This window comes from Bacteroides cellulosilyticus DSM 14838, from assembly GCF_000158035.1.
Lineage (GTDB): Bacteria > Bacteroidota > Bacteroidia > Bacteroidales > Bacteroidaceae > Bacteroides > Bacteroides cellulosilyticus.
Map to the genome: position 1 here is coordinate 336,071 of NZ_EQ973488.1, position 6,703 is coordinate 342,773.

The 6,703-nt window shown below is 43.2% G+C and carries 4 protein-coding genes and 2 pseudogenes; 5 read left to right on the plus strand and 1 reads right to left on the minus strand.

Annotated features, from left to right (window positions below):
• The 5 genes and pseudogenes from BACCELL_RS02725 to BACCELL_RS02745 form a co-directional block, all read left to right on the plus strand.
• Positions 1–641 (plus strand): annotated as a pseudogene (locus BACCELL_RS02725) (MMPL family transporter); the annotation flags it as partial.
• Positions 638–2,113, plus strand: a complete 1,476-nt coding sequence (locus BACCELL_RS02730; protein WP_007209995.1) for a phytoene desaturase family protein — start codon at positions 638–640, stop codon at positions 2,111–2,113. The pseudogene BACCELL_RS02725 and the gene BACCELL_RS02730, both read left to right, overlap by 4 nt.
• A gap of 13 nt (positions 2,114–2,126) precedes the next feature.
• Positions 2,127–2,855, plus strand: a complete 729-nt coding sequence (gene flxB / locus BACCELL_RS02735; protein ID WP_007209996.1) for a flexirubin biosynthesis SDR family reductase FlxB — start codon at positions 2,127–2,129, stop codon at positions 2,853–2,855.
• A gap of 9 nt (positions 2,856–2,864) precedes the next feature.
• A complete protein-coding gene (locus tag BACCELL_RS02740; protein WP_007209997.1) occupies positions 2,865–3,446 on the plus strand; it encodes an outer membrane lipoprotein carrier protein LolA in 582 nt (193 codons plus the stop codon).
• 16 nt (positions 3,447–3,462) lie between these two features.
• Positions 3,463–6,018: a DUF5686 and carboxypeptidase-like regulatory domain-containing protein gene (locus tag BACCELL_RS02745; RefSeq protein WP_007209998.1), complete on the plus strand. Its 2,556-nt coding sequence runs from the start codon at positions 3,463–3,465 to the stop codon at positions 6,016–6,018.
• Positions 6,019–6,113: 95 nt separating this feature from the next.
• On the opposite strand, the pseudogene BACCELL_RS02750 reads toward BACCELL_RS02745, so the two are convergent.
• Positions 6,114–6,703 (minus strand): annotated as a pseudogene (locus BACCELL_RS02750) (hypothetical protein); the annotation flags it as partial.

Here is a 6,703-nt window from a genome sequence, read left to right on the forward strand (position 1 = left end):
TGATGGAACAGTCCTACAACGACGAGTATCTGTGCTTTACATCCGTAAGATGCAAAAACGACTCTATCCATAGCAAGGAAAGTGACTATAACCGTATCTGTGAGGCTATAGTTTCATCACCTAGCCTGCTTGTGCTCGACACCTATTATTATACCACAGATACACTGATCCAATTGAATGACGACTTCAATGTGCTGCAATGGGTTTCCATGCTCTTTGTACTCATCGTACTCTTCTTCAGTTTCCATTTCAATATCAAGCATACCCTGCTCGGTTTTATGCCAATCTTGTCAAGCTGGCTTATAGTGTTGGGGGCAATGGTGATTTTTGATGTACGGTTCAATCTCATCAACATTATCATCTCCACATTTATCTTTGGTATAGGGGTTGATTATAGCATATTCGTGATGAACGGACTTATTGGCGGTAAAGAGAACTCGCGCTTGCTGGGTTATCACAAGACAGCTATATTCTTCAGTGCATTTATCCTGATTGTTACCGTGAGTTCCATGCTGTTTGCCGAACATCCTGCCATCAAATCAGTAGGATTCTCCACTCTTGTGGGCATGATTTCGGCAGTAGTGATCTCTTATGTGGTACAACCGGCCATTTTCAGAATGATTAATAAGAATAAAGAATGAAGTACGATGCAGTTATCATAGGTAGCGGACTGGGTGGGCTGGAATGTGCACACATTCTTTCGAAAGCCGGTATGAGCGTTCTTCTGCTTGAAAGAGGAACACAAGCAGGTGGATGCCTCCAAAGCTACAGAAGGCATGGATTGGCTTTCGATACAGGCTTTCACTATGTAGGAGGTTTGGACGAGGGACAATCACTACACTCTGCATTCAGGCATCTGGGACTGCTGCGTCTTCCATGGCAACGCCTTGACAACCATTTCGACCGGGTAACAATCGGAAATCAGACTTTCAGCTTCGCACAAGGATATGATGCATTTGTCGAAACATTGACAGTAGCCTTTCCTGCTGAACGCGATGCGTTGAACAAATATGCAGATATGCTGAAACAGTGCGGTGAACAGCAATTCGATGCGTTAAATCCTCAAACCGGAGAGTCATCAGTACTTTCCCGGCTTTTTGAAACAAGCGCTTATCAGTATCTGACAGAGACATTCCATGATCCACTACTGATAAATGTACTCTGTGGCACTTCCCTGAAAATGGAATTACGGAAAGAATCTCTTCCATTGTTCACCTTCGCTCATGGTAACGGAAGTTTCATCGAAAGCAGTTGGCGATTAAAAGGTGACGGTTCTCTGATAGTAAACTCACTGGCTGATGGCATTCGTATGCATGGCGGCGAGATTATCTGTAATGCCGAAGTCCGGGAGTTAGTGGAAAAAGACGGTAAACTGGTACATGCAGTATGCTCTAATGGAGAAATCTACGAAGGCACTATTTTTATCAGCAATATCCATCCTGCTGTCACCTGCAATCTAGTGAAACAAAGCAGCAGGATGAAGAAAGTTTATCGTAGCAGAATTACTCATCTGGAGAATACTTTCGGTATGTTCACCGTATCGCTCCGCATCAAGCCGCAAACTCTCAGATACTTTAACTGGAACCAATATATTTATAAGGAACCGGCTGTATGGACATTCCATCTGAAAAACAATCCTGTAAGCGGAGTACTGGTAAGTTGCCGCATACCGGAAGATGGCAGTAAGTATGTACAACAGGTAGATCTCCTCACCCCAATGAACTGGAGTGAGTGTGAACAATGGAGCCATACCGAAGTGGGCCGTCGTGGTGAAGATTATAAAGCGATGAAGAAGCGTGTCGCAGACGAATGTATCACCCTTGCCGGACGTTTCATTCCCGGCCTTCGTGATAGGATCACCGGATGCTACACCAGTACGCCACTCACTTACCGTAATTATACTCTCACACCTGAGGGGTCAGCTTATGGCCTGCGCAAGGATTTCAGAAATCCGATGATAACCCTGCTCTCACCACGTACACCCATCCCCAACCTGCTTCTTACGGGACAGAATCTGATGCTGCACGGGTTACACGGTGTGACCATGACAGCGCTCTTCACTTGTGCTGAAGTATTAGGAAAGGAACCGATATGGAATATAGTAAAAAACTAAAATAGACCTAACAATGAAGTATGCATTAGTAACCGGAGGCAGCCGTGGCATTGGCCGTGCTGTCTGTGTAAAATTAGCTCAGATGGGCTACCACATCATTATCAACTATGTAAGTAACGCCACAGAGGCCCAAAAGACTCTGGAACTGGTACGCCAGGCCGGACAGGATGGCGAGATACTGATGTTCGACGTAAGCAACCGGCAACAGACCAGCAAAGCCATCGAGTCATGGGAGAACGCCCATCCTGAAGAATACATCGAAGTATTGGTTAACAATGCCGGTATACGCCGTGACAATCTCCTGATATTCATGCCTGAAAACGACTGGCATCGTGTACTCAGCATCAGTCTCGATGGTTTTTACAATGTAACACAACCCTTGCTTCAATCCATGTTGGCCCGTAAGTTCGGACGTGTCATCAATATGGCAAGCGTAAGCGGTGTCAAAGGAATGCCGGGACAGACCAACTATTCCGCAGCAAAGGGAGCCATCATAGCCGCCACGAAAGCACTGGCTCAGGAGGTAGCACGCAAAAATGTGACTGTCAACGCTGTCGCCCCCGGATTTATCAGAACAGATATGGTAGAGGGACTCGACGAAGATACACTGAAGAAGACCATTCCCGCCAATCGTTTCGGTACTCCCGAGGAAGTGGCCGAACTGGTTGGCTTTCTGGTTTCGCCAAACGCCGGTTACATTACCGGTAATGTGATTTCAATTAACGGAGGACTTTATACTTAAACTACATGTATGAAAAGATTATATACCCTATTTATCACTGCCATCCTCTTGTGTACCGCCTTATCGGCACAAGAAGCTGATATCCGGAAAGTAGCCGAACGATACAAAGGCATAAATACCTTCACAGCTACCGTGATTCGGACTAAGCACCATGCAGCAGTGGCAGAAGACGCTGTTACCAAAGGTAAATTTCACTTCATGCAGCCTAATGAAGCATACATGACGTTTAATGAAGGGAAAGATATGCTGATAATGGACAACGGTGTCTTCACTATGATCAATGATGGTCAGGAAAGCATAGCTAAGGGAGTAACCCATAAGCAATTTGAAGTTCTTCTGATTGTTCTCAGGAATCTACTTTCGAGCGATAGCGACAGTACGGATATCAAAGAAGTGGCCGACATGGAAATTACGAAACAAGGGAATCTCTGTGCGCTGACCATCACTCCGATTATTCCGGATACGAAAGCAAAACGCAGGATGATGTTCACATCGTTCGTACTGACCATCGATATTCAATCATCCGAATTTAAAGGTTTACGCATGAATGAGAAGGGCAAGAATTATACGCAATATGACTTCTCCGACTAACTAATAGGAGATTACAATGGGAAAAAAGATTTTTTTTTTGTTAGCGTCCTTCTTCTTCGTGTGGGTGGCGAATGGACAGAATACAATAATAAAAGGAATCGTAACCGATTCGATTACAGGCGAAAGGTTGCCTTATGTATCTCTTAAATTTGAGGGTACAACCATAGGAGCAGCCACCGATGGGGATGGGAACTTTTCATTCTCTACTCCAACCATCGATAAGATTCTGGAAATATCTTATTTGGGATATGACAAGAAACAAATGAAAGTCATCCCGGGGAAAACCAATGACCTGAAAATACAATTAGTTCCAAATGGAATTATGTTGAATGAAGTGGTTGTCAGACCTCAAAAGGAGAAATACAGTAAGAAAGAAAACCCAGCTGTAACATTTGTGAGGCAGGTGATTGCTCTACGTGAAAGTAATGATCCCCATAATCATGACTATTTCCAATACGACCGGTATGAAAAAATGGTCTTCGCCATGAATGAGTATGAACCAAAGCCTAAAAAGAATGGCAAGTCAGGCAAGTTCGATTTCCTGGCCGATTTTGTCGATACGCTTGATATTGGCACCACCATTCTGCCGGTTTCTGAGAAAGAAAAAGTCGAGACGGTCTATTACCGTAAGGACCCAAAGTCTAAGAAACATATAGTAAAAGGAAACAAATCGTCCGGTGTAGATGAAATATTCTCGCGCGACGGTATCCAGCAGGTTTTGAGCGAAGTATTCAGGGAAGTCGACATTTTCCAAAATGACATACCGTTATTTCTACAGAGGTTTGTAAGCCCGCTTTCCACAATCGGACCGAACTATTATAAATACTATCTGATGGATACATTAAACGTAAATGGCCAAAAGTGTGTGGATCTCGGATTTGTTCCGTTCAATTCGGAAACCTTCGGTTTTACCGGGCATCTGTATGTCACGCTCGACTCCACTTATTTTGTCCAAAAAGCAATCCTCAATGTTCCTAAGGATATCAATTTGAATTTTGTTTCCAGAATGACTATCGAGCAGATATTCGAACGGACCTCAGATAGTACCCGTATTATTAAGAAAGACGATATCAGCGTAAATTTCAAGTTAAGTGAGAAAACTAAAGGAATGTATGCAAGGCGTTTGAATGTCTATAGCAACCAGTCATTCGAAGAACCCAATGCCGAACAAGCCCAAATCTTTAAAAGTAGTGCACCTGTCATCATCTCAAAAGATGCTTATCGCCAGCCGGATGATTTCTGGATAAGCAATCGTCCGGGAGAAGCAATCAAAAAGAATCCGAACTCCGTGGAAAAACTGATGGTGAAATTACGCTCTGTTCCGGTATTTTATGTAACGGAAAAGGTCGTCACAACTCTCGTGTCGGGCTATATCCCTACCAATAAAGACCCGGCTATGAATAAATTCGAATTTGGTCCGATGAATTCTACCATTAGCGGCAGTGCAATCGAAGGGGCACGCTTTCGGGTGGGAGGCACAACGACGCCCGCACTCAATAAAAATTGGTTCTTCGATGGCTATATGGCGTATGGAACGAGAGATGAAAAGCTGAAGTATAATGCCCTTGTTGAATATTCATTCAATGAACGCAAAGAATACCGCAAGGAATTTCCGATAAATTCAATCCGGCTTGAATATATGTATGATATTAACAAGTTGGGACAGCAGTACATGTACACCAGCAAGGATAATGTCCTTCTAAGTATCAGACGTCAGAAGGATACACGGGCAACTTATTTGCGACAAGCTGAGCTGACTTACTCTTACGAACAGTATAACGGACTGGCATATAATGCCATTGTTCGTAACCGTCGCGAATATGCCACGGAATATGCTGTTTTCGACCGTATCAATGCAGACGGAACCATCAGCGATGTCAAGCACTATAATATGACGGAACTGGAACTGAAGCTCCGTTATGGCAAAAATGAAAAATTCTATCAGACTCGCAATAGTCGTGTTCCAATTACATTTGATGCTTTAATTTTTAATTTCAGTCATGTAATGGCAAAGAAAAATCTGCTTGGCTCATCCTACGATTATCATCGTACGGATATCGGCATACAGAAACGTTTCTGGTTTTCAGCTTTTGGATATATCGACATTATCACCAAAGCCGGAAAGGTATGGAACAAAGTTCCGTATCCGCTGTTAATTCTGCCAAATGCAAACCTTTCTTATACCATTCAGCCAGAAGCTTATACGAATATGAACGCCATGGAGTTTATCAGTGACGAATATGTTTCCTGGGATTTGACATACTATATGAATGGAAATCTTCTGAATCGTCTGCCTCTCATCAAGAAATTGAAAGCAAGGGAGGTATTCTGTTTCCGTGGTTTATGGGGACATCTGACGGAGAAGAATAATCCTAAGAATGGAGGGGACGGGCTATATCTTTTCCCAAAGGGTTCATATACATTGGGAAAGGCTCCTTATATGGAAGCAAGTGTGGGCGTTGAGAATATCTTTAAGTTCCTTCGCGTTGATTATGTCTGGCGATTAAACTATCGCAACCATCCGGACATTCAGACAAAAGGAATACGTTGTACAATGAGACTATCATTCTAATATCCCAACTTCTTCGGTTATAACTCCGGATATTATACAAATTATCCCCTATGCCGGCATTATATATTAGTAATACCTACATAGGGGATTATTATTTAATTGAAGAAAGGCGCTACATATTCCGAAGATTTATTCTGTACGATAATCCGGTTCATATTATATTTAATCACAACCGTTTTCGCTTCCTTATCCATTTCAAAAGCATCCATATCCTGATTCAAAGGAATGAAAGAAGGAATTTGTGCAGTGGTATATTCTGCTGCCGAAGGTGTATTTGCGGCTTCCGTTTCACATACCGGGAAACGAATGCCCAAGTCGGCTGCACGTCTGCCTTCTGCCATAAAGATTTCTTGTCGCATCAGATAAAGAACTTCTAAAAGCCCATCGACTGTGGTTGGAGCATCAATCATTTCTTCTGTAACGGAAGTACCGGAAATATAAGGAACAGAAATCAAATGAGGTGACTGACGGTCGAGCACAAGTCCGCTCCTGAATTCATCCTCCGAAGATGCGGCTACCCGGTACTCCGAACTGTTAGGATATTCTTTATACCCTCCGTTATAACGTCCTTCCAACTGATCATTAATGTCTGTTGCTACCGGACGATTGCTAACAAGCGTCAACAATGTTTTCAGAAAACCTTTTGCTCCGTTTACATCGTTGTCAGCTAAAGCAGCTTCAGCCA